Source organism: Cobetia sp. SIMBA_158 (assembly GCF_046566945.1).
Lineage (GTDB): Bacteria > Pseudomonadota > Gammaproteobacteria > Pseudomonadales > Halomonadaceae > Cobetia > Cobetia amphilecti.
This window is the reverse complement of the sequence record NZ_JAWJYL010000003.1, coordinates 320,072-342,491: the sequence shown is the minus strand read 5'-3', so window position 1 is coordinate 342,491 and position 22,420 is coordinate 320,072. Positions and strand designations below refer to the sequence as shown.

Sequence of the window (22,420 nt, the reverse complement as noted above, 5' to 3'; positions counted from 1 at the left end):
AAGTCAGGTCATCACAGCCGCGTCACTACAGTCCTGTATTTGAGTTCTTCACTACAGCCCCGGCAGCCCTGAACTGGCATCGGCCTCTTCCAGCAGGCGCTTGAGCGGAGCGTGCAAGGCCGGTGAGGCCACCACGATATTCTCGCCATAAAGCTCATCGGGAATGCCGTCCGGACAGCGATACAGGTGACCCGTGCGTGCGCCGGCTTCACGCGCGATCAGAAGACCCGCCGCAAAGTCCCAGGGGGAGACGCTTTCGTAATAGGCATCCAGACGTCCGCACGCCACATCACAGAGATCCAGCGCGGCACTGCCGTTGCGGCGTACATCCTGACAGACCAGCAGCATGGCCGAGAGGCGCTTGAGCAGCGGCGGACGACTGTCACGGTTGTAGGGGAAGCCGGTCGCGACCAGTGCGCGGCTCATCTCATCGGTCTCGCTGACCGAGATGCTCTCGCCGTTGAGCCAGGCTCCCTTGCCGCGGATGGCGGTGAAGGTCTCTCCGAGGAAGGGCGCATGCACGACCCCCATCTGGATCTTGCCGCGCTCGCACCAGGCGATGGACACGGCGACATGGCGCAGGCCATGGGCAAAATTGACGGTACCGTCGATGGGGTCGATCACCCACAGACCACCCTTGGTACCGATCACATCCCGCTCAGGTGACAGCTCTTCGGTAAGGCGCGCATCCTCGGGAAACTCGGCTTCGAGCGCTTCCGCCAGGAAGGTATCGATTGCCACGTCGATGTCGGTGACCAGCTCATCGCCTTTCTTGTAATGGTGCGCGAAACCCTGTTCCTCGCGCGCTTGCACCATGCGTTCACCAGCCTGTCTGGCCAGTTCCGTTGCTCGTTCCAGGCGTTGTTCCAGCGTCATGTGGCTCTCCGGCAGCGATGATCAGGTCGGATGAGGCAACCCTCACTCATCCGATGCCTCCTTGTATAACAGACTCATGTGGCGAGTTCAGCCTCGGGCACTGAGCGCCGGCGCATGAAACAGGTAATGAAAGCGTCGATTCAGCTCATTCATGCCCTGTCATGGTGCCTGGCAGGCAAGGTATGCACTGTCAGCGTGACTCCGGGTCAGTGTGGCTAGCAAGATTATAGCGTTATATTGCAGCCATGCCGTCTTTTACCGGGCTGCCTTTCTGTCACTCGGTTATTAGAGAGCCTTTTGCCCCTCGATGCGCACGCCATGACAGGGCGGTGGCGCCCGTCGAACACACCAGTAATTCAACATTTGTTTCATTTCTTAAATTCTGGCGCACTTGTTGCAGTAGTGTGGTCATGAGGCTCGGCGAGTTGGCGAGTCTTTCCGCATTCCATGCCCTGCTGCACGAGGAGCGACCGTGAGCCCGACCTTTGACCAGATTCATCCTCCCCAGCGCCTGCTGATGGGCCCCGGTCCGATCAATGCGGATCCGCGTGTATTGCGAGCGCTTTCCGCTCCCTTGATCGGCCAGTACGACCCGGCGATGACGCACTACATGAACGAGACGATGCAGCTCTATCGCGGCGTCTTCGAGACCACCAATGATGCCACCCTGTTGATCGATGGCACCTCGCGTGCCGGTATCGAGGCGGTGCTGGTCTCGTTGATCCAGCCGGGGGAGCGTGTGCTGGTGCCGATTTTCGGCCGTTTCGGTCATCTGCTGCGCGAGATCGCCGAGCGCTGCGGTGCCGAGGTGCATACGCTGGAATGCGAGTGGGGCCAGGTGTTCCGCCCGGAGCAGATCGAAGCCGCCATTCGCGAGGTCAAGCCCAGCGTGCTGGCACTGGTGCAGGGCGATACCTCGACCACCATGTGCCAGCCGCTTAAAGACATCGGCGCCATCTGTCGCCGCGAAGGCGTGCTGTTCTACAGCGATGCCACGGCGTCATTGGCGGGCAATCCGCTCAAGACCGATGAGTGGGGGCTGGACGCCGTCACCGCAGGCTTGCAGAAGTGTCTGGCGGGGCCGTCAGGCAGCTCGCCGTTGACGCTGTCGCCGCGTGCGGTGGAGGTGGTGCATGCCCGGCGGCATGTCGAGGCGGGCATCAGCAGCGGCAGTGATCGTCTGGCGGAGCCGGGCGCGCGCATCCGCTCCAACTATTTCGATCTCTCCATGGTGCTCGATTACTGGGGAGAGCTTCGCCTCAATCACCACACCGAAGCTACCAGCATGCTGTATGGCGCACGTGAGTGTGCGCGCCTGCTGGTCAATGAGGGCATGGACAACGCCATCGCGCGCCATGCGCTGCATGGTCAGGCGATGGTCGAGGGCTTGAAGGGGTTGGGACTTGCGCTGTTCGGCGACCAGGCCCACCGCATGAACAACGTCAGCGCGGTGATGATTCCCGACGGCCTGGATGGCGATGGCCTGCGCCGCAGCATGCTGGAGGACTTCGGCATCGAGATCGGCACCAGCTTCGGCCCGCTGCACGGCAAGGTCTGGCGTCTCGGCGTGATGGGCTACAACGCGCGTCGCGATACCGTGCTGACCACGTTGGCGGCGCTGGAGCAGACCCTGCGCCGTGGTGGCGTCAAGACTGTGGCCGGCGGTGGCGTCGGTGCCGCGCTGGACTTCTATCAGGAGCATCAGGGTCAGGCGGCCAATGGCCGTGCCAATCCCAGCACGGGAGGCCAGTCATGAGCGATGCCGGATCCATACCCCCGGACGCCACCGCGCCGCTGGAAACGGCCGCCGATGTGCTGACCGCCTGCGACACCCTGGCGGCGATCTCGAGCAGCGACAGCGGGATCGACCGCCGCTATCTGACGCCGGAACACGCCGCCGCCAATGCCACCATGGCTGGCTGGCTCAAGGCTGCCGGTCTGCGCAGCTGGCAGGATGGCGCCGGCAATCTCTGGGGCCGCTGGTGTCCACCCGCTATCACCGCTGCCGCTGACAGCGAAGCCGGCGTGCCGCGTCTGGTGATCGGCTCGCATCTGGACAGCGTGCCGGATGCCGGCCGCTACGACGGCATTCTTGGTGTCCTGCTCGGGGTGGCCGCCTTGACGCATTTCAGGCAGCGCGCCGATACGGGCGAGCAGAGCTTGCCCTTCGCGCTGGAAGTGGTCGGTTTCGGTGATGAAGAGGGCACCCGCTTCGGTGCGACCCTGCTCGGCAGCCATGCCATCGCCGGACGCTGGCAGTCGGACTGGGAGCGGGTAGAGGATGAGGACGGCATCCCGCTTGGCGACGCGCTCGAACGTTTCGGGCTTTCCGGGCAGACGGCCGCCAGGGCCAGCCTGCAGGAGGATCCGCCGCTGGGCTATCTGGAAGTGCATATCGAGCAGGGCCCGGTGCTGGAAGCCGAGAAGCTGGCGCTGGGTACCGTGACCGGTATCGCCGGTGCGCGACGCTTCGCGGTCAACTTCGTCGGCCAGGCGGGGCATGCCGGTACAACGCCGATGGCGCTGCGTCAGGATGCGCTGTGTGCGGCGGCGGAGTGGACACTGGCGGTGGAATCGCTGGCGCGTGATGTCCAGGCGGGCAAGCGGGCTGACATGGCGGACCACTCGTTGGTCGCGACCGTGGGTTGTTGCGAGCTGCGTCCCGGGGCGGTGAATGTCATCCCCGGGGGGGCGGCACTGAGTCTGGATATCCGCGCGCTGGACGATGCGCAGCGGGATCGTGCGCTGGATGAACTCTTGAACGAGGCACATCGAATCGCGGCGCGACGGGGCCTCACCTTCCACTGTGAGCAGACGCATGCGGCCGATGCCGTGGCCTGTGACGAGGGATTGATGCAGGCCGTCGATGCCGGTATTGCCGCCATCGGTCAGGCGCCATTCCGGCTACCGAGTGGTGCCGGGCATGACGCCATGGCGGTCAGTCATCTGTGCCCGGTGGGCATGCTGTTCCTGCGCTGCGAGCGCGGTATCAGCCACCACCCGCTGGAGGCGGTAACCGAAGACGATGTCGCCAAGGCCCTGGCGGCACTGATCGCCAGTATCGAGGCCGTGGCCGCCAGGCACGTGTAGGACAGCACGCCTCGGCGGCCGCAGGGGCGCTGGTCGCTAACTGGCTTCGAGCAGCCCCGGCAGGCGCACTGCGGCGATCGCATTTATCTGGGCCAATGCCTCCTGGTACTCCGCCTCGGTGGATTGCGGCAGACGGCGCTCCAGTTCCTCGAGAATGCTGCTGGCGCTGTGGCCCTTGACGCAGATGATGAACGGAATGCCGTGGCGCGCCTGGTAGTCGGCATTGGCCGTCAGGAAACGTTCACGGGTGGCGTCATCAAGCTGATCGAGCCCTGCGCCACGCTGCTCGCCCTGCGAGGCGGGCGTCAGGGTCTCCAGCTTGCCGGCAGCCAGCTCAGGATGGGCCAGAATCAATTGGTGGCGCTCGACATCACTGGCCTGGCGTACCGCATTGGCACACGCCGTCAGCAGGACTTCCATGCTCGCGAACGGACGCTCTGCCGCGGCGCGTTCCACCACCCAGTCCGAGTGCTCATAGAGACCACTCAAGCGTCGTGCCAGCGCCTCGGGTGGCAGGGCGTTGAGCGTGTCCAGCATCACCAGATAGTGCATCGGGGTCTCGATTGGCATGCGCCTTGCTCCAGAGAGGGGGATAGGTTTGAAAAGCTCAAGGAATCATCAGCTTGCAAGGCGCATGCCGTCGCTGGCAACGCGTCTGACCAACGCTGTGTCACACGTTGCATCGCCATGCCAGTGGTTGACGACAAGGCTGTATCGCCACCGGCTTGCCTGACGGCGCCGAGCGGCGTCTGTCATGGGGCGATACGGCCTGCACCTTGACCGATCGGTCAGAATGCAGCAATGCACTCATCGGGTGCAATACCACCAACCGCTGACGGCAGGCCAGAGCAGGGCAAGCCAGAACAGGTCAGGCAAGAACATGCCAGGCCAGAAAAAAGAACACAGTCTTCATTCGTACAGCTTCCATCTGCCCAGATTTGAGTCGTACCCGCCACATCCACACAAGAACAGGAAATCGCCATGCCCAGACTGACGACGCATGTGCTCAATCAGGCCGAAGGCATCGCTGCCAGCGGTGTGCATATCACCCTGGAGCGCCAGGATGCGCAGGGTCACTTTCACGAGATCGCGCAGGTCACGACCAATGCCGATGGGCGTCTCGATGCGCCGCTGCTTGAGGAAACCGACGCTTCCGCTGATCTCTCCGGCGTCTATCGTCTGACGTTTCAGGTCGGGGATTACTTTGCCAGCCGCGCGGTGGGCAAGGGCATGCTCGGCCGGGTGCCGGTCGAGTTCACACTCGAGGCCAGTGGCCATTATCACATTCCGCTACTGGTCACTCCGTGGGCCTACAGTGTCTACCGCGGCAGCTAAGGAGCCGGCATGAGCGCATATCTTCTCGATTGGGCGATGCTGCTGACCCGCTGGCTGCATGTCATGGCGGGGATCGCCTGGATCGGCGCATCGTTCTTCTTCATCTGGCTCGACAATCGGCGAAAGCCTGCCAGTCATGCGGTGGATGGCCGCCCTGGCGGCGAGCTGTGGGCGGTGCATGGCGGCGGTCTCTATCATCTGTTTCGTCACGATGGGGTCAGTGAAACGCTGCCCAGCGAGATCCACTGGTTCAAGTGGGAGGCCTATGTCACCTGGTTGTCCGGGATGGGACTTTTCACGCTGATCTACTTGCTGCAGCCTCACGCCTACCTGATCGACCCGCGCGTGTTCGAGATGAGCGGCACCCTGGCCGTGTGCAGCGCTCTTGGCGTGCTCGTCGGCGGCTGGCTGGGCTACGAGGCGCTGTGTCGCAGCCCCTTCAAGCGCCATGCCGGGGCGCTGTTCGTCGCGGTCGGTGTGTGGCTGACGCTGGCGGCGTGGGTGGCGACCGAACTGTTCTCGGGGCGTGCCGCCTTCCTGCTGATGGGCGCGCTGATGGGCAGCATCATGGCGGGCAACGTCTTCAATGTGATCATCCCGGGTCAGAAGGCCCTGCTGGTTGCTGCCCAGCGTGGGGAAACGCCGGACCCGATCCACGGCCAGCGCGCAAAGCAGCGTTCGGTGCACAACACCTTCATCACGCTGCCTGCGGTGCTGATGATGATCAGCAACCACTATCCGCTGCTGTATGCCAATGACTATCGCCTCGGCGTCATTCTACTGTTGCTGGTGACGGGCGGTCTGATCCGCATCGCCACGGTGGATCACCACAAGGGCGTCAAGCGCCTGTGGGTACCCGTGGGGGCAGTGTTGGCGTTGATCGGCGTGATCCTGCTCTGCGCGCCGCGCTCACAGACGGCGCCCGCGACTGTCGAGACAAGCGCGCCTTCAGCGTCCGTTGCGGCCAGCAGCGGCGCTGACAATGAGGCCCCGGGGGAGAATCAGGCCTTGCGAGACAAGGTCAGTCATATCGTCGAGCAACGCTGCACCGGCTGTCACAGTGATACGCCGAACTTGATCGGCTTGACGGCTCCGGCAGCAGGTGTGGCCTTCAATGGCTGGGATGACATCCAGCGTCAGGCCATGCGTATCCATCAGCGCACGGTGGTCGACAAGAGTATGCCGCTGGCCAACATGACCCAGATGACCGATGCCGAACGCCAGCTGCTGGATGACTGGTGGCAGGCGACACGCTGAGGGGGAAGGATGAGAGGGCAATGGATTAGGGGGCGATGGCTGAGAGAGTCATGAATGAGGGCGTACTGACCAGCGGCGCTCCAAGACGCCGCTGGTCAGAATCAACTCGCAAGAACTCGTCAGCACCCACTCGTCAGCAGCAACGCTACAGTTCTGAGTCCGGTGGCCGATAGACGTGATACTTCTCTCATGGATCGGGGTATCGCGTAGTGATGACAATAAAAAAGCGTCTGGCCCGCGCCAGTGTCGGCAGCAAGCTCGCCTTGCTGGTATTGCTGTTGATGATGGCGGCCTTCACGGCGCTGGGCCTGGTGTTCTCGACGGCTAGCAAGATGCAGGTAGAAGAGGGCACCGAACGCGCTCTCGCTCAGCAGCAGCAACAGATCACCAACACCATCGAGCTGTTCGACACCACCATGCAGTCCAGCGTGACGCGCATGCTCAATGCCTTCCTGGCGACCATTCCTGACAACTTCACGCTGATCGAAGACCGACGTCTGCCGATCGGCGAGCGCGATGCGCCGGCGCTGCTCAATGCCGGCTTCATGCTCAACAATCAATCCGGTTATCTGGCCGATTTCGCAAATCGCACCGGTGCGCCGGTCAGCTTCTTCGTGCGCGATGGTGAGGATTTTGTGCGCATTGCCACCACTCTCAAGACCGATGATGGCTCAAGCCTGCTCGGGCTGACGCTGAGTGGTGGGGTCAAGGATGCGCTGAATGCCGGCCAGCCCTATACCGGCATGCTCTATCTGGCAGGCCGTCACTACATGACGCGCTATCGTCCGATCACCGACTTCAATGACAACCTCATCGGGGCCTCGTTCATCGGGGTGGATGTCGGCGAGCAGATCGATGAGCTGTATGCCACCATCACCAATATCCAGTTGCATGAGAAGGACTTCAGTCTGGTGGCGAGCACGGCGCCGGGCCAGCAGGGCAAGGTGCTGACGACGGGTCAGTGGCAGGGCCGCTCGCTGATGGACTTCAAGAATGCGCAGGGCGAGCCGGCCTTCGCGCCGCTCTTCGCTGCCGACAGCGGTCAGATCGATTACCGCCTGGCGGGTGAAGACAGTGATCGCATCACCAGCTTCCAGCACTATCCCGCCTGGGACTGGGTGGTGGCGACCACGATCGACAAGCAGGAAGTGACGGCGGGCATCACGCAGGTCCGCAATCAGGTCTTCGGGCTGGCACTGCTGTTGGCGCTGGCCGTGGCGGGCATCCTCTACTTCCTCGAGCGTCGTCTGATCAGTCGTCCGCTGGATGCGCTGGTGTCACTGGCTCAGGCATTGGCGCGGGGCGATCTGTCTCAACGCATCACCAGTCAGCGTCAGGATGAGATCGGCAAGCTGACCGCGGCCATGAACAGCGTCGGCGAGGACCTGAGCCGAGTGGTGGGTCAGGTGCGGGGCACCACGGGCGCCGTCAATCAGGCCGCCGGCGAGATTGCCCAGGGCAACGAGGAGCTTTCGGCGCGTACCGAGCAGTCCGCCTCCAGCCTGCAGGAAACCTCGGCCTCGATGGAAGAGATCACCACCACCGTGCAGCACAGTGCCGATTCCGCCCAGCAGGCCAGCCAGCTGGTCAATTCGACCTCCGAGCAGGCGCGCCGCGGCAATGACGACATGCGCAAGGCGCAGGCAAGCATGGAAGACATCAACCGCTCCGCCGAGCGCATCAGCGAGATCATCAGTCTGATCGACGGCATCGCCTTCCAGACCAACATTCTGGCGCTGAATGCCTCGGTGGAAGCGGCGCGGGCCGGTGAGCATGGGCGTGGCTTTGCGGTGGTCGCGCAGGAAGTGCGCACCCTGGCGACGCGCTCAAGTGATGCATCCCGCGAGATTCGCGGCCTGATCGACGAGTCGATCTCGCACACTCAGCAGGGCGTGGCGCAGGTGAAGGATGCCAGTCAGGCGATGGCCGAGATTCTCTCAAGTGTCGAGCGTGTCAACGACATGATCGCCGAGATCAGCGCCGGCGCGCGTGAACAGAGTGCCGGCGTCGGCCAGGTGAATACGGCGGTGAGCGAGCTGGATGCAATGACGCAGCAGAACACCACGCTGGTCAATCAGGTCAGTGGCGCGGCGCGCAGCATGAGCGCCCAGGCCCAGGCACTGGAGCAGCTGATGGCAGGCTTCAAGGTGGCGGGCGCTCAGAACATGGCAACATCGTCAATGTCACGCCAATCCGTTTCGCACCAGTCCATGTCGCACATGAACACTCAGCCGATGGCGGATGGCGAGCAGACAGCCTTCACGCCGCCGGCAACCGCCCCGCGCGGCTCCCAGCGTCGTGAAGAGGAGGAGTGGGAAGCCTTCTGAGTGCGCGGCCCTGAGCCAAGAGCTTGATCGAGCGCCATTGAATGTGACAGCTAGCCGTTGATGTTTCCGCCAAGCCCTTGCCGACTGTCGTCGGTGAGGGCTTTTTCGTGGCCAGGGCTTATGTGACCCACGTCCATGTGATCAACGCTTATGTGGCCAACGCCCGCCACTGATATCAGCACCATATGAAAGTGTCATCTTGATGACAATTGGTGGTGTTTTTTTCTGTCTCCTGAAAAATGATGAATTCTTTTTTCTGGCCCTTCAGTTAAGTCAACGTTGGTCGATAGTCGGTGAACTTCCACCACACCGGGTACCCGCGGTATGACTTCACTCAGACAGCGTCTGGCGCATGCCAGCGTCGGCAGCAAGTTGGCGCTATTGATCCTGATCCTCATGATGGCAGCGTTTCTGACGCTGGGACTGGTGTTCTCGAGCGCCAGCGCTCGCCAGGTTGAAGGAGACATGGAGATTGCCCTCAAGCAGCAACAGCGTCAGGTCACCCAGATGCTCAGCTTGTTCGATACCTCGATGCAGGCGAGTGTCACACGCATGCTGAGCGCATTCCTGGCCACGATTCCCGACAGTTTCAGTCTCGATGACAGTCGCAGACTGAAAGCTGGTGAGCGTCTGGTACCGGTGCTGCGCAATGCCGGCATCATGCAGAACAGCCAGCCGCTGTATCTGGACAACTTCACCCAGAGGACCGGCGCCCCTGTCAGTCTGTTCGTGCGCGATGGCGATGACTTCGTCGGCATTTCCACCTCGTTGCAGAATACCGATGGTTCACGGATGCTCGGCTTCGCTCTGGAGGGCGAGGTGCTGGCTGCGCTGCGCAATGGTCAGTCCTACAGCGGCTTGCTGAACCTGGCAGACAAGCATTACATGACGCGTTATCAGCCCATCGAGGACGAGGCGGGAAGTATCGTGGGTGCCTCCTTCATTGGCGTGGATATCGGCGCTCAGATCCTGGAGCTCTACACCACGATCACCAACGTGAAATGGCATGAGGGAGATTTCAGTCTGCTGGCAAGCACTGCCGCCGCGAGCCCTGGCCGGGTACTGGCTGGCGACCAGTGGCAGGGGACTTCATTGCTTGATGTCCGTGACGACCAGGGGCGTCAGATCTTCGCGAAGTTGCTCGACCAGCCCCAGGGCCAGATGGAATATCGCCTGCCCGGAGAGACGGGCACCAAGGTCACGCGCTTCGAACAATACCCGGCGTGGGACTGGGTGGTGGCGACCACGGTCGACAAGCAGGCCATCACCGCCGATATCATCCATCTGCGCAACCTGGTGCTCGGCCTGTCGTTGCTGTTGGCATTGGCGGTGGCGGGCCTGTTGTACTGGTTGGAGCGTCGCTTGATCAGTCGTCCGCTGGATGCGCTGGTATCACTGGCTCAGGCATTGGCGCGGGGCGATCTGTCCCAGCGCATCACCAGTCAGCGTCAGGATGAGATCGGCAAGCTGACCGCGGCCATGAACAGCGTCGGTGAGGACTTGAGCAGAGTGGTGGGTCAGGTGCGGGGCACCACGGGCGCTGTCAATCAGGCCGCCGGCGAGATTGCCCAGGGCAACGAGGAGCTTTCGGCACGCACCGAGCAGTCCGCCTCCAGCCTGCAGGAAACCTCGGCCTCGATGGAGGAGATCACCACCACCGTGCAGCACAGTGCCGATTCCGCCCAGCAGGCCAGTCAGCTGGTCAATTCGACCTCCGAGCAGGCGCGCCGCGGCAATGACGACATGCGCAAGGCGCAGGCGAGCATGGAAGACATCAATCGTTCCGCCGAGCGCATCAGCGAGATCATCAGTCTGATCGACGGCATCGCCTTCCAGACCAACATCCTGGCGCTGAATGCCTCGGTGGAGGCGGCGCGGGCCGGTGAGCATGGGCGTGGCTTCGCGGTGGTCGCGCAGGAAGTGCGCACCCTGGCGACGCGCTCAAGCGATGCATCCCGCGAGATTCGCGGCCTGATCGACGAGTCGATCTCGCACACGCAGCAGGGCGTGGCGCAGGTGAAGGACGCCAGTCAGGCCATGGCCGAGATTCTCTCAAGTGTCGAGCGCGTCAACGACATGATCGCCGAGATCAGTGCCGGCGCACGTGAGCAGAGTGCCGGCGTCGGCCAGGTGAATACCGCGGTGAGCGAGCTGGATGCGATGACGCAGCAGAACACCACGCTGGTCAATCAGGTCAGTGGAGCGGCGCGCAGCATGAGCGCACAGGCTCAGGCGCTGGAGCAGCTGATGGCAGGCTTCAAGGTGGCGGGTGGACAGACCATGACCACACACGCCATGTCGCACCAGGCCATGTCGCCTATGAGCACTCAGCCGATGGCGGATGGCGAGCAGTCTGCCTTCACGCCGCCGGCAACCGCCCCGCGCGGCTCCCGGCGTCGTGAAGAGGAGGAGTGGGAAGCCTTCTGAGCCGCGCGCCCCTGTGTTCAGGTCTTGATCGAGCGCCATTGAACACAGCTAGCCGTTGACGTTTCTACCAAGCCCTTGCCGACTGCCGTCGGTGAGGGCTTTGTCCTTTCAGGCCGGGTGTCGGGACGCGAAGCGTGCCAGCTCCTGAGGCTCGCAGCGCTCGCCGACGAAGACCTCGACATACTCAGCGACGCGGCTGATGCGCTCGCTGACGCTTTCCTGAGTGCGCATCGACAGATAGCCGATCTGGGTCAGGTAGGTGGTGCGTGCCCGCACGTTGGCGAGTTGCTCGGGCTGGCCGTAGCGCATCAGCATGCTGGTCAGCGCCTGAATGCGTGCCTGATCGGCGCGGGCGACGGCAGCGGCGACCTCCACGTTCTGAGAGGCCCAGTTGCGGATCGCCAGCTCGAAGCGTGCATCGAACAGTGACGCATCCAGCCAGCAGTCGAAGACATTGAGCATGGCTTCCACCACCGTGGCGGCGTATTGCTCGCAGCGCCCGATCAGGCCGGCGGTATTGTGAGCATCCCAGCGCGCGAGCAGCGCGGTGAGCAGGGCGTCGCGGTCCTTGAAGCTCCAGTAGAAGCTGGTGCGTGACAGGCCCAGCGTCTTGGCCAATGTCAGGACGCGCACCGAATCCACGCCGCCCAGCAACAGCTGCTGATAGGCGGCTTCCAGCCAGTCCTCGGCCTTGCCGCGCCCGGCAGCCTGGGCGCCGTCACTTGCCGGGGGGACGCTTGGGGACTCTGGCATGGGCGGTCTCCTGAAAGGCGGGGGTTGGTGGGGCTGATGTGAGGTCGATCGCGCGATGACAGCATGAGCATGCTGTTTGCGACAGCGACGAGTCTGGCTGCGTCAGGCGGGCGAGAACGGTGTTTCCCGCGACGCATGGTCTGAAGCCTAGGACTATAGTCAGCGTATGTACACAGGTGTACTCAATAAAGACACCCCTGTTCTCGCTGTCTGCTCATCAGGAGGCCACATGGCTCAGGACCCTCTGCTCACGCCGTTCACGCTCAAGCATCTGACCCTCAAGAATCGCTTGATGATGACCTCCCACGAGCCTGCCTATCCGGAAGATGGCATGCCCAAGGCGCGTTATCGCGCCTATCACGAGGAGCGGGCGCGCGCCGGTATCGCCCTGACCATGACGGCGGGCTCTGCCTCGGTCGCCAAGGACAGCCCGCCGGTGTTCAACAACATCCTGGCGTATCGCGATGAGGTGGTGCCGTGGCTCAGCGAGCTGACCGATGCCTGTCATGAGCACGGCACCGCGGTGATGATCCAGCTCACTCACCTGGGGCGCCGTACTCGGTGGGACAAGGCCGACTGGCTGCCGGCGGTCTCGGCGTCCCATCGTCGTGAGGCGGCGCACCGCGCCTTTCCCAAGCGGGTCGAGGACTGGGATATCGCACGGCTGATCCAGGACTACGCCGACGCCGCCGAGCGCATGCAGGCAGCCGGTCTCGACGGTATCGAACTGCAGGCCTATGGCCATCTGATGGACCAGTTCTGGTCGCCGCTCACCAATACCCTTGAGGGCCCCTACGGCGGCAGTCTCGAGAATCGACTGCGCTTCACCATGGAAGTGTTGAGCGCCATTCGCGCACGGGTGGGCAGCGAGTTCATCGTCGGCGTTCGCTACACGGGAGATGAGTGTCTGAGTGGCGGGCTGGATGCCAGCGATGGCCTGGAAGTCTCGCGTCTGCTGCGCGATAGCGGTCAGGTCGATTTTCTCAATGTGGTGCGCGGCCATATCGATACCGATGCGGGCCTCACCGATGTCATCCCGATCCAGGGCATGGCCAGTGCGCCGCATCTCGACTTTGCCGGACAGATTCGCGAAGCAATGGATTTCCCGACCTTCCACGGCGCCAAGATTCAGGACATCGCCACCGCACGTCACGCCATCGCCACTGGCAAGGTCGACATGGTCGGCATGACGCGCGCCCACATGGCGGATCCGCACATCGTGCGCAAGCTGATGGCCAAGCAGGAGGAGACCATCCGCCCCTGTGTCGGGGCCAACTATTGTCTGGATCGCATCTATCAGGGCGGCTCCGCCTACTGCATTCATAACGCTGCGACCGGGCGGGAGCTGGAGCAACCGCATGACATCACGCCTGCCGAGGTCACCCGAAAGGTCGTGATCATCGGGGCGGGCCCGGCAGGGCTGGAGGCCGCACGCGTCGCCGGTGAGCGCGGCCATCAGGTGGTGGTGCTGGAAGCGGCCGACCAGCCGGGTGGCCAGATTCGCCTCACCGCCCAGAGCGAGCGGCGACGCGAGATGATCGGCATCATCGATTGGCGCATCAGTCGCTGTGAGGCGCTTGGCGTCGAGATGCGCTACAACGTCTTCGCCGAGGCCGAGGATGTGCTGGCGGAGCAACCCGATGTCGTCATCGTCGCCACCGGTGGCTATCCCGAGGAAGACATGCCGCAGGTCGGCAGCGAGCTGGTCGTCTCCAGTTGGGACATTCTCTCGGGCCATGTCACGCCTGGCCGCAACGTGCTGCTGTTCGATGATGCGGGAGACCACGCTGCGCTACAGGCCGCCGAGATGATCGCCAACTCCGGAGCCAGGCTCGAGATGATGACGCCAGATCGCACCTTCGCGCCGGAAATCATGGCCATGAACCTGGTGCCCTACATGCGCAGCCTGCAACGTCTCGCCGTCACCTTCACGCCGACCTATCGCCTCGGCAGCGTCACGCGCAGTGAGGATGGCCAGCTGATCGCCCATATCGGCAGTGATTATCTGGATGACGCCGTGGCGCAGGGGAAGGGCACCGGTGTCTACGCGGATCAGCGCCTCGTCGACCAGGTAGTGGTCAACTACGGTGCCCGCCCGATGGAAGATCTCTACTTCGAACTCAAGCCTCACTCACGCAATGGCGGGGCAGTGGACTACGACGCCCTGATCGCAGGCCTCGCCCAACCGGTGGACGGCCCGAGCCCGGAACACACCGAGCGCGCAGCAGAGGGCAGCTTTCAGCTCTATCGCATAGGTGACGCTGTTGCGACCCGCAATACCCATGCGGCGATCCATGACGCGCTGAGGCTGATGAAGGTGGTGTGAGGGGGTGACAGAGAAGGGACACTACTGCAGAGACATGACACGGGCTGGGCAAGTCTCACAGGGTGGCGTGAAACGTCTTACATAGTGCTTTGAGAAATGGATCGAATTACCCGCCCCTGGATCCGCTCGCGCCTCATCAACCCCATCTTGTCAGTAGAGGTACTGTCAGGATGGGTGCCTTCCAGCCATAGCATGCCGTCTGGTTGTATCGCGCGGATGCGCTTGATGATGCGGCCGAAGTGGGGGTGCTGTGCCACCACGATATCGCCGATGCGATAGCGCGATTTCCAGCGTTTCAGCGTCACGACATAATCTCCCGGCGCAAGGCCGGGAGACATGCTGAGTCCATTGACGCGATAGAGTCCGATCGGCATCCGTTCACTCTTGATCAATTCACTCTTCATCAGTTCTTTGGCGCGTCATGTCGTTGCATCAATCCAGCTTTGGATAGACGACAGTTTCAGACGGCGGATACGGGCAGGTCGCGGTAAAGGTCGTGACACCCTTGGTATCCCAGAACGCCGCCGCGAATTCATTGATGAGGGTCAGCAGCTTTTCCCCCTTGTCCCGCTCGATGCCTTGTTTGCAGGCAGAGCCGGCCAGCATGATGCTGTGGACCAGCGCATCGATATTCGGATAGGCATCCCGCTGCGGTTGCTTGATGTAATCGCCCCAGATGATGCGGATCTCATGCTTGGCTTTCTCGGCGTGGCTTTCCTTCTGCTCCACCAGACGCGCCAACAAGGCCTGGTCTGCCAGCGTCAGGCTGTCCTTCTGGCCCAGCTCATTGATGAGGTCCATGAAGCGAATCACGCTGAGTGCGGCGATCTGTGCAGCAGACGGGTCGTAGATCTTGCAGGGAATATCACAGTGCGCGGAAGCCGCAGGGACTGATACCAGGCGGTCAATGCCGCGAAGCAGGGCGTGAATCATGCTCAATCCTCCTTTTGCTGAGTGTTCTGGCGCTTGTGACGCGACTGACGAATGACGAAGAACGCGGTACCGATGACGGCTGCGATGGCGCCATAGAACAGGGTATGAACGAGCGGGCTGCTCCAGTCACTGTGGTCATGTCCCGGGTGGGCCAGGGCCGTATTGGCGGCGGTCAGCAACAGCAGTCCGCTCGCGGTGAGGATTTTCTTCATGCCGTATCTCCTGTGGGGGTGAGTGTCAGTGATGGACCCGCGTCGTGGAGTGTCCCGCGGGGTTCGCCTGGTGAGTCCGTCGCGTGGTAACGCCGAGCCATTGCACGGTGTTCATGATCTCCATGCGTACCTGGCCGCTGCCGCGCAGCAAGGCCTGTTGATGGGCATGGCACAGACCCGGGGCGGAGAGCGCATGGGAGAGGCGAGCATGGGCAGCCTGGAGGGAGCGCATCGCTTGCGGGTGTTGGCCCTGGGCGCGATAGAGCTCCGCCAGATTCTGGTAACTCACGACCAGTGCCGCGACGCCGCCATCCGGGTCTGCACAGGGCATCAGAAAGATGTCGGCAAAATGGCAGGCACTGAGATAGTGCTGCTCTGCCATGGTGTAGTCGCCCTGTTCGAACAACGCATTGCCTGCCTGTGTTTCACGCTTCCATTCGTCCATGAGGCCCTCCCGTGACCGGATATCATCTTCCTAAGCAAATCGCCATGATTATGATAATCATTATCATTCAATAGTGATGCAAAGCCTCGGCGACTGCAAGAGGGGATGGCAAATCAGGGGGAAGGCGGCTTGGCCCCGGGTATTGCGCGCAAGATCAGACGCGAGCTGTCAGTGCACAGACTGGCGGACGACGGGGGGCTGGTGAGCGTTCTACGTTCAGAGCGGTTGGCTTGCGAGGCCCGGGCCCGGCGAGAGCGAGGTGGCGTCTGGTGAGAGTTCCGCTGGCTGTGGCGCTTGCTCGGGCGAGGAATAGCGCTTTTTCGCTGTGTGCATGATGGTCTCCATGCTGGCATACACCATGTAGAGATCTCCCAGGTTCTTGTCAGTCCTGAGCGTGGCATCATGCAGTGGCGCCAGGCCAAAACGCTTGAAGATCTTCATGTTGGCGCGTTTGCACAAGGCCAGAATGCCATCGCCTTTTCGGGATCTGACATGACGTGCCGCAGCAGCCATCAGTAGATTGCCATGGGCAAATCGCTTTGCCTCCGGGGCCATCACCAGCCGGCTGAACTCATAGATGGCGCCCTCCGGGATGGACACCGCATCGCTGTCATCGAAGAGCGTGCGCGACTCGAGACTACCGGGGGTGACGCGAATTCTGCCCAGTAGGGTGTCGTGCTGGGTGTCCATCAGGCAGATATGCTGGCTGTTGCTGTCGATCACATCATCGTGATCACTATGCTTCTGGAGGTAAGCCTTCGAGGCGCTGTGGTGGTCTTCACGTAGCGTGCGCACATGGCGGAAGAGCGGGTGATTGCGACCAAAGAAAGACACTGTCTCTCGATGGGTCTGATGCGTGAAAGAAGCGGTGAACTGCTGGATGACGGCAACGTCTTGAGTGTCTTGCATTCCCTTTCTGTCTCCTCGTGTCATGAGGTTGGCTAGTTTTCTCATGCTTTTGGGATGGCAAATCTAACACTTAATTAGTTTTAGTGCATGTTTGTTGCAGCATCATGACGCGGAGTTGGCTATGGCGAAGATGGCCCAGATAGCATGATTGTCAGCGCGCCGACGAAATGGATCCGGCGTGGCGGATGATGTCCGCATGTCACGATAAACTCGATATGGGCGGCTAACATGAGGCGAAAAGAGATGAAGCTGCGCTTTACTGCATTGTCTGAGACGGGCTTGTGGATGGCCTTGAGGCCTTTGCCCCACGAGATGCGAGAGCGGTATTGTCATGAGAAATGGCGGGGCTGATGACGCAACGCCAAGGACTCCGCCACGCTACCTTCGCAGAGGGGTATCAGTCGCCAATTGCAGATACTGAGGGTGATATGGTTCATGCCAGCAGGTCATGCCCTTCGGGGATTGAAAGGGGGCTGGCGCAGCAATCAAGGAAAGAATGGGGAAGGTGGTAAAGCCGCCAGGCAAGGAATTCATGGCAGGAAATTCATGTAAGGGCATGCACGGCTGGGAATGCACATTCATGATCTGTGTCAGGCGCAGCATGAAGATTGATGCAGTGTCTTGCGATGCAGTGCATCGGTGTTCAGAGTCCGAGGTATGATGCAATGCAAGAGCGAATATCGAGCACAGGAATCCATTTAATGTGGCTCGCAACAAGGAGAGAACGATGGCACTGAAGATTCTGGTCTTTCTGGGGTCGGTGCGGACCAGTACACCCCCCGCACCTGCACGTCTTGGGGAAAGGGTTGCCAGGTGCTGCGTCACACAGCTCGAGGAAAGTGGCCATGAGGCGGTATTGATCGATCCACTCGATTACGATCTGGCAGACCCCTTCAAGCCGCTGTTCTCCTATGCGCAGCGCAATGCCCCCCAGGACTTGCTCAACCTCGCCCAGCAGATCGAAGCGGCGGATGGTTACGTGATGGTCAGCCCCGAGTACAACCATTCCATGAGTCCGGCGCTGGCCAATCTCCTGAATCACTTCGGCAGCTCGCTTTACTCCTACAAGCCCTCGGTGATTGCGACTTATTCCGCAGGACAGTGGGGCGGGGTACGCGCAGCGGTCAACATGCGCACCTTCCTTTCGGAGCTGAGCTGCTTGCCGGTCTCGGCGATGATTCACGTGCCTCGGGCGCAGGAAGTACTCAATGAAGATGGCGGCTACGCCGAGAATCAGGATGCCCGGGAATGGGGCGGCTATCTCGACCGCGCCTTCGAACAACTTGCCTGGTGGGCGAATGCCGCCAGGCGTTATCACGAGAGCGAAGACGGTGAGAAGCGCCCCGGCGCCTTCACGCGCAGCCCCTCGCAGCGCAACGCGCCTTGAAGGAGTGATAGCGTTCTTTGCCTCGATAAATGGGTGACGCAGCAAAAAGGGACTGCCTGAGCAGTCCCTTTTTGCATTGATAGTCAGTCACGTTTCGTCACGTCATTGACTGCCGGCTCACTCGAAGTAGCCACGCACCTTGTCCATGTCATCAGTCTCCGTCAGCGCCAGCGAGAGCAGAATGCGCGCCTTCTGAGGATTGAGGGCGCCACTGCCGATGCCTTCTTCCTTGGCACTGACGATACCATTGCCGGTACGGGTGCTGCGCACGACCGGGATGCCATCCGCCATGGCCTGCTTGACCAGCGGCTTGACGGTCTCCGGAATCGAGCCATTGCCGCTGCCGGCGATCACGATGCCCTTGGCGCCGTTGTCGAGGGCGGCGGTGAACAGCGCCGGGTCCATGTCCTGGTGGGCGTAGATGATATCGACCTTCGGCAGGCCATCGAGGGACGTCACGTCAAAGTGAGGCTTGTCGGTCGGTGTCGCCGGTGTGTAATAGAAGTGCGGCTTGCCGCTGATGAAGGCACCGAGGTAACCCTGCTCGGTCGCCTTGAAGGTGTCCATCATGATGGCATTGGTCTTGGTGGTGTAATACGCCGAGCCGATGCGGTCGTTGAGCACGATCATCGCCCCACGTCCCTCCGCACCTTCATCGGCTGCCAGGGTGACCGCCTCCAGCAGGTTGAAGGGGCCATCGGCACTGATGGCAGTCGCCGGACGCATGGCGCCGACCATTACCACCGGCTTGTCACTGTCGACGGTGAGATCCAGGAAGAAGCCGGTCTCCTCCAGCGTGTCGGTACCGTGGGTGATGACTACGCCGTGGGTGGCGTCCGTCGCGAGCTCTTCATTGATCGCCTTCGACAGCTTAAGCAGGATTTCCTGATCGATATTGCTGCTGCCGGTGTTGGCGATCTGTTCACCGGTCACCTCGGCGACATCGGCCAGCTCTGGCACGGCGTCCAGCAGCGCTTGCACCCCCAGGCTGCCGGATGTGTAGTTGGTGGTGTCCGTGGAGGAGGCAGAGCTACCCGCAATCGTGCCGCCGGTGGCATAGATCTTCACCCCCGGATGTTCCGCGGCGTTGGCCTGAATGCCATAGGCCAGTGAACAGGCGGCGATCGAGATGGCAGCTACAAGGCGGCGGGGAGTCAAGAAGTCAGCTGTTGTCATTGTGGTGAGTCGCTCTGTCGTTGTTATGAGTGCAAATGAAGGTCGTGTCTCGATCTTTCATTATTCATGAATAAGGAATATCTAAATTTGAGAGGTCAGTTCTCCTTGTCATCTTGTGTGGCGATTGATGCTCAGCATGGGGTGGAGGCGGGAGTCAGGCGAAAGGCTTCATCCCCCATCGAGTCAAGCAAGAAGCCGGCCAGTTCGAGACATGACACTGGCCGGTTTGCATCACGTCAGCGCCGCGCCACCATCACTGCGTGGGTCGTGGGCCGCCTCGACCTGACCGTCCGGGTGGCGCATCACGGCACCGGCGTGCCCCAGGGTGTCGCTGAAGGCCTCATTGAGGACTTCCACTTCGTGGCCAATGGCCGCGAGTGTCTGAGCCATCTCGCCCGCGAGGCGCGATTCGAGCTTGAGGCTGGTGCTGACATCGCCCCAGGTGCGGCCGAGCAGCCAGCGAGGCGCGCTGATCGCGGCCTGCAATGACATGCCGTGGCGGGCGATGCGCGTGAAGACAGCCGCCTGAGTCTGCGGCTGGCCTTCACCGCCCATGGTGCCGAAGGCCATCACACGGCCATCATCGAAGCAGGCCAGTGACGGATTGAGGGTATGGAAGGGCTTGCGGCCCGGCGCCAGGCTGCGCAGTCTGTCCGGCGCCAGATCGAACGCCAGCCCACGGTTCTGCCACATCACGCCACTGCTCGGCAGCACCACGCCACTGCCGAATTCCCAATAGACGCTCTGGATGAAACTGACGGTGGTGCCGTCACTGTCCGTCGCGCCCATCCAGATGGTGTCGCCCTCGGCGGGCTCGTGCGGCCAGCCCAGCGCGGACTGCATGTCGATCATTTCGGCCTGGCGAGCGAGGGCCTCCGGAGAAAGCTGCGCCTGTTGCGTGGCAATGCTGCCTTCGAGGCTGTCCTCGAGCGCCCCCTCGATGCATTCCGGCGAGGTAATCAGGCTGTCGCGTACCAGGAAGGCGCGCTTGGTGGCTTCGATCAGCGCATGCAGGTGACGTGGCGTGTTGCCGTCCGCCTCGCTGATGCCATGCGTCGCGCTCAATGCATCGTAGAGCCCCAGAATCATCAGCGTCGCGAGGCCCTGGGTCGGGGCGGGCAGGTTGTATACCTCACTGTCACGCAGGCGGACCTTGAGCGGCGTGACGCGCTGGGCGCGATAGCCGTTGAGGTCTGCCAGGCGCAGCGGGCTACCGGCGGCTTCCAGCTCCTGTGCCATGCGCGTGGCAAGCTCGCCACGATAGAAGTCATCGAGTCCGGCATCTGCCAGACGCGAGAGCGTTGCGGCCAGCGCCGGCTGACGCAGTCGCGCGCCTTCTTCCAGCGCGATAGGCTCACCTGACTCACTCTGACCCAGATAGCGCTCAGCGAAGCCGGGCTGCTGCGAGAGCACGGCCAGGTGTTTTTCGCTGAGAGCCTTCTGGCTGGCGCTGACGGCCACGCCATCATTGGCATGCCGGATGGCGTGGCCCAACAGTGTCGAAAGCGCCAGGGGCGATCGCTCATCCGCCGAGGTTTCGGCAGAGAAGGCCATTGCCTCCTGCCAGCCGCCGATGGTGCCGGCCACGGTCAAGGCGGACAGCGGCCCGCGGGTCGGGATGCTGCTGCCATTGGCCAGAGGAGTGGCCCCATCACTGTCAGCCGCATAGCCATGGCCGTGTTCGGCATAGAATTCGCGACTGGCAAGCCCTGCCGCCGGGCCACAGGCATCGATCGCCAGCGGCGCCAGCCCCGGACGCTTGATCAGCCAGAAGCCATCACCGCCGATGCCGTTCATATGGGGGTAGACCACCGCGATGGTCGCTGCCATCGCGACCATTGCCTCGATGGCGTTGCCACCATCGCGCAGGATATCGCGGCCCGCTTGCGCCGCCAGATGATGGGGCGCGGCGCAGGCGCCGCCAAAACCACGTCGGGTATGAATCATGGCGTCTTGCTCCTGAGGATTCCGTTGTTGTTATTGAGCGTCCAGTGAGTCTCAGCTACCGGTGAACAGGTCGTAGAACATGCGCAGTGCCGTGAACATCAGGAAGATGGCGAAGACCTTCTTGAGCTTGGCGGCGTCCATCGCGTGGGCCAGCTTCGCGCCGATCGGAGCGCACAGCATGGTGGCCGGCACAATGGCGGCGAAGCCGAGCAGATTGACGTAGCCGATGGAACCCGGCAGCAGGTTCGGTTCGCCGATGCCATTGAGCAGGAAGCTGGCGGTGCCCGGCAGGCTGATGACCAGACCCAGCGCCGCGCCTGTGCCGACGGCCAGGTGCATCGGGGTGCCCAGGGTGCTAAGGGTCGGCACGCTCAGGGTACCGCCGCCGATGCCCATCAGCGTCGAGACGCCACCGATGAAGGTGCCCAGTGCGCCGCTACCCAGCGGGCCCGGCAGGCCAGAGCCCAGCACGGTGGACTGACGGCGGAACATGTTGAGCGCGACCAGGAAGGCCACGGTGGCAAACAGCCCCATCAATACCGCACCGCTGAACAGGTTGGAGAGCAGGCCGCCGATGATGACGCCGATGATCACGCCCGGCAGCAGGCGCTTGAGAATCGCCGGGTCCAGGTTGCCCTTGGCGTAATGCGCCCTGGCCGACATGATCGAGGTGGGAATGATGGTCGCAAGTGAAGTGCCGACGGCCTGGTGCATGCGCACCGCTTCATCGACGCCCAGCAGGCTGAAGAGGTGAAAGAGCACGGGCACGATGACGATGCCGCCGCCGACCCCCAGCAGGCCGGCCATCACGCCGGCAATCATGCCGGTGACGATCAGTGCGGCGATCAGGCCGAGAATCCAGTGCAGTGGATAGGCTGAGAACAGTTCCATGGTGTTTCCTTGTCGTCCCCGTATGGCGCGGGGTGGTTCATTGCTGATGAAGGTTGCCGATGAACGCCATCGGCAGTCGATGCATGTCCCTGGAGCGCTGGCAGGTTTGCTGTCTCCAGGGGAGGCGAG

The 22,420-nt window shown here is 62.3% G+C and carries 19 protein-coding genes; 8 read left to right on the top strand and 11 right to left on the bottom strand.

Going from position 1 to position 22,420, the window contains the following annotated elements; translation table 11 throughout:
* Nucleotides 1–51: 51 nt before the first annotated feature.
* On the bottom strand, nucleotides 52–876 hold the full coding sequence (locus tag R2R70_RS07415) for an inositol monophosphatase family protein (protein WP_043332713.1): 825 nt from the start codon (nucleotides 874–876) through the stop codon (nucleotides 52–54).
* Between the two features lie 472 nt (nucleotides 877–1,348).
* Between R2R70_RS07415 and R2R70_RS07410 the strand changes: the two genes are divergently transcribed.
* Together R2R70_RS07410 and R2R70_RS07405 are read left to right on the top strand one after the other, a co-directional pair.
* Nucleotides 1,349–2,632, top strand: a complete 1,284-nt coding sequence (locus R2R70_RS07410) for an alanine--glyoxylate aminotransferase family protein (RefSeq protein ID WP_348471354.1) — start codon at nucleotides 1,349–1,351, stop codon at nucleotides 2,630–2,632.
* Nucleotides 2,629–3,966 carry an allantoate amidohydrolase gene (locus R2R70_RS07405; protein WP_410977716.1) on the top strand — a complete coding sequence of 446 codons (1,338 nt, stop codon included), beginning with the start codon at nucleotides 2,629–2,631 and terminating at the stop codon, nucleotides 3,964–3,966. The genes R2R70_RS07410 and R2R70_RS07405 overlap by 4 nt, the downstream gene beginning before the upstream one ends.
* A gap of 36 nt (nucleotides 3,967–4,002) precedes the next feature.
* On the opposite strand, the gene uraD is transcribed toward R2R70_RS07405, so the two are convergent.
* The gene (gene uraD, locus R2R70_RS07400; RefSeq protein ID WP_215824352.1) at nucleotides 4,003–4,536 is read right to left on the bottom strand and encodes a 2-oxo-4-hydroxy-4-carboxy-5-ureidoimidazoline decarboxylase; all 534 of its coding nucleotides are present in this window, start codon (nucleotides 4,534–4,536) and stop codon (nucleotides 4,003–4,005) included.
* A 411-nt stretch (nucleotides 4,537–4,947) separates the two neighbouring features.
* On the opposite strand from uraD, the gene uraH reads away from it, so the two are divergent.
* The 4 genes from uraH to R2R70_RS07380 all read left to right on the top strand — a co-directional run bounded on the left by uraH (nucleotide 4,948) and on the right by R2R70_RS07380 (nucleotide 11,312).
* Nucleotides 4,948–5,301 (top strand): hydroxyisourate hydrolase, encoded by a 354-nt coding sequence (gene uraH / locus R2R70_RS07395; protein WP_279830382.1) that lies wholly within the window; start codon nucleotides 4,948–4,950, stop codon nucleotides 5,299–5,301.
* Nucleotides 5,302–5,310: 9 nt separating this feature from the next.
* A complete protein-coding gene (locus tag R2R70_RS07390) occupies nucleotides 5,311–6,558 on the top strand; it encodes a urate hydroxylase PuuD (RefSeq protein ID WP_410977715.1) in 1,248 nt (415 codons plus the stop codon).
* 212 nt (nucleotides 6,559–6,770) lie between these two features.
* On the top strand, nucleotides 6,771–8,885 hold the full coding sequence (locus R2R70_RS07385; protein WP_410977741.1) for a methyl-accepting chemotaxis protein: 2,115 nt from the start codon (nucleotides 6,771–6,773) through the stop codon (nucleotides 8,883–8,885).
* Between the two features lie 324 nt (nucleotides 8,886–9,209).
* The gene (locus tag R2R70_RS07380) at nucleotides 9,210–11,312 is read left to right on the top strand and encodes a methyl-accepting chemotaxis protein (RefSeq protein ID WP_410977714.1); all 2,103 of its coding nucleotides are present in this window, start codon (nucleotides 9,210–9,212) and stop codon (nucleotides 11,310–11,312) included.
* A gap of 108 nt (nucleotides 11,313–11,420) precedes the next feature.
* Here the strand turns inward: R2R70_RS07380 and R2R70_RS07375 are convergent, their stop codons facing one another.
* Complete coding sequence (locus R2R70_RS07375; protein WP_410977713.1) at nucleotides 11,421–12,065, bottom strand: TetR/AcrR family transcriptional regulator; 645 nt, start codon at nucleotides 12,063–12,065, stop codon at nucleotides 11,421–11,423.
* A 229-nt stretch (nucleotides 12,066–12,294) separates the two neighbouring features.
* On the opposite strand from R2R70_RS07375, the gene R2R70_RS07370 reads away from it, so the two are divergent.
* On the top strand, nucleotides 12,295–14,391 hold the full coding sequence (locus R2R70_RS07370) for an FAD-dependent oxidoreductase (RefSeq protein ID WP_410977712.1): 2,097 nt from the start codon (nucleotides 12,295–12,297) through the stop codon (nucleotides 14,389–14,391).
* A 77-nt stretch (nucleotides 14,392–14,468) separates the two neighbouring features.
* On the opposite strand, the gene sodX is transcribed toward R2R70_RS07370, so the two are convergent.
* From sodX to R2R70_RS07345, 5 genes are all read right to left on the bottom strand, one after another.
* Nucleotides 14,469–14,795 (bottom strand): nickel-type superoxide dismutase maturation protease, encoded by a 327-nt coding sequence (gene sodX / locus R2R70_RS07365; protein WP_288990361.1) that lies wholly within the window; start codon nucleotides 14,793–14,795, stop codon nucleotides 14,469–14,471.
* A 28-nt stretch (nucleotides 14,796–14,823) separates the two neighbouring features.
* Nucleotides 14,824–15,324, bottom strand: a complete 501-nt coding sequence (sodN, locus tag R2R70_RS07360; RefSeq protein ID WP_216060260.1) for a superoxide dismutase, Ni — start codon at nucleotides 15,322–15,324, stop codon at nucleotides 14,824–14,826.
* A gap of 2 nt (nucleotides 15,325–15,326) precedes the next feature.
* Entirely contained in the window at nucleotides 15,327–15,536 is a 210-nt protein-coding gene (locus R2R70_RS07355; protein ID WP_192838218.1) for a hypothetical protein, read from the bottom strand.
* 25 nt (nucleotides 15,537–15,561) lie between these two features.
* Nucleotides 15,562–15,981, bottom strand: coding sequence for a tetratricopeptide repeat protein (locus tag R2R70_RS07350; RefSeq protein WP_410977711.1), 420 nt, complete (start codon nucleotides 15,979–15,981; stop codon nucleotides 15,562–15,564).
* 216 nt (nucleotides 15,982–16,197) lie between these two features.
* Nucleotides 16,198–16,890, bottom strand: coding sequence for a hypothetical protein (locus R2R70_RS07345; protein WP_410977710.1), 693 nt, complete (start codon nucleotides 16,888–16,890; stop codon nucleotides 16,198–16,200).
* 727 nt (nucleotides 16,891–17,617) lie between these two features.
* Between R2R70_RS07345 and R2R70_RS07340 the strand changes: the two genes are divergently transcribed.
* The gene (locus tag R2R70_RS07340) at nucleotides 17,618–18,277 is read left to right on the top strand and encodes an NADPH-dependent FMN reductase (RefSeq protein WP_410977709.1); all 660 of its coding nucleotides are present in this window, start codon (nucleotides 17,618–17,620) and stop codon (nucleotides 18,275–18,277) included.
* A 117-nt stretch (nucleotides 18,278–18,394) separates the two neighbouring features.
* On the opposite strand, the gene R2R70_RS07335 is transcribed toward R2R70_RS07340, so the two are convergent.
* The 3 genes from R2R70_RS07335 to R2R70_RS07325 all read right to left on the bottom strand — a co-directional run bounded on the left by R2R70_RS07335 (nucleotide 18,395) and on the right by R2R70_RS07325 (nucleotide 22,291).
* On the bottom strand, nucleotides 18,395–19,453 hold the full coding sequence (locus tag R2R70_RS07335) for a type II asparaginase (protein WP_107334869.1): 1,059 nt from the start codon (nucleotides 19,451–19,453) through the stop codon (nucleotides 18,395–18,397).
* Between the two features lie 231 nt (nucleotides 19,454–19,684).
* Nucleotides 19,685–21,400 carry a gamma-glutamyltransferase family protein gene (locus R2R70_RS07330; RefSeq protein ID WP_410977708.1) on the bottom strand — a complete coding sequence of 572 codons (1,716 nt, stop codon included), beginning with the start codon at nucleotides 21,398–21,400 and terminating at the stop codon, nucleotides 19,685–19,687.
* A gap of 51 nt (nucleotides 21,401–21,451) precedes the next feature.
* A complete protein-coding gene (locus R2R70_RS07325; protein ID WP_043332700.1) occupies nucleotides 21,452–22,291 on the bottom strand; it encodes a sulfite exporter TauE/SafE family protein in 840 nt (279 codons plus the stop codon).
* Between the last annotated feature and the right edge of the window lie 129 nt (nucleotides 22,292–22,420).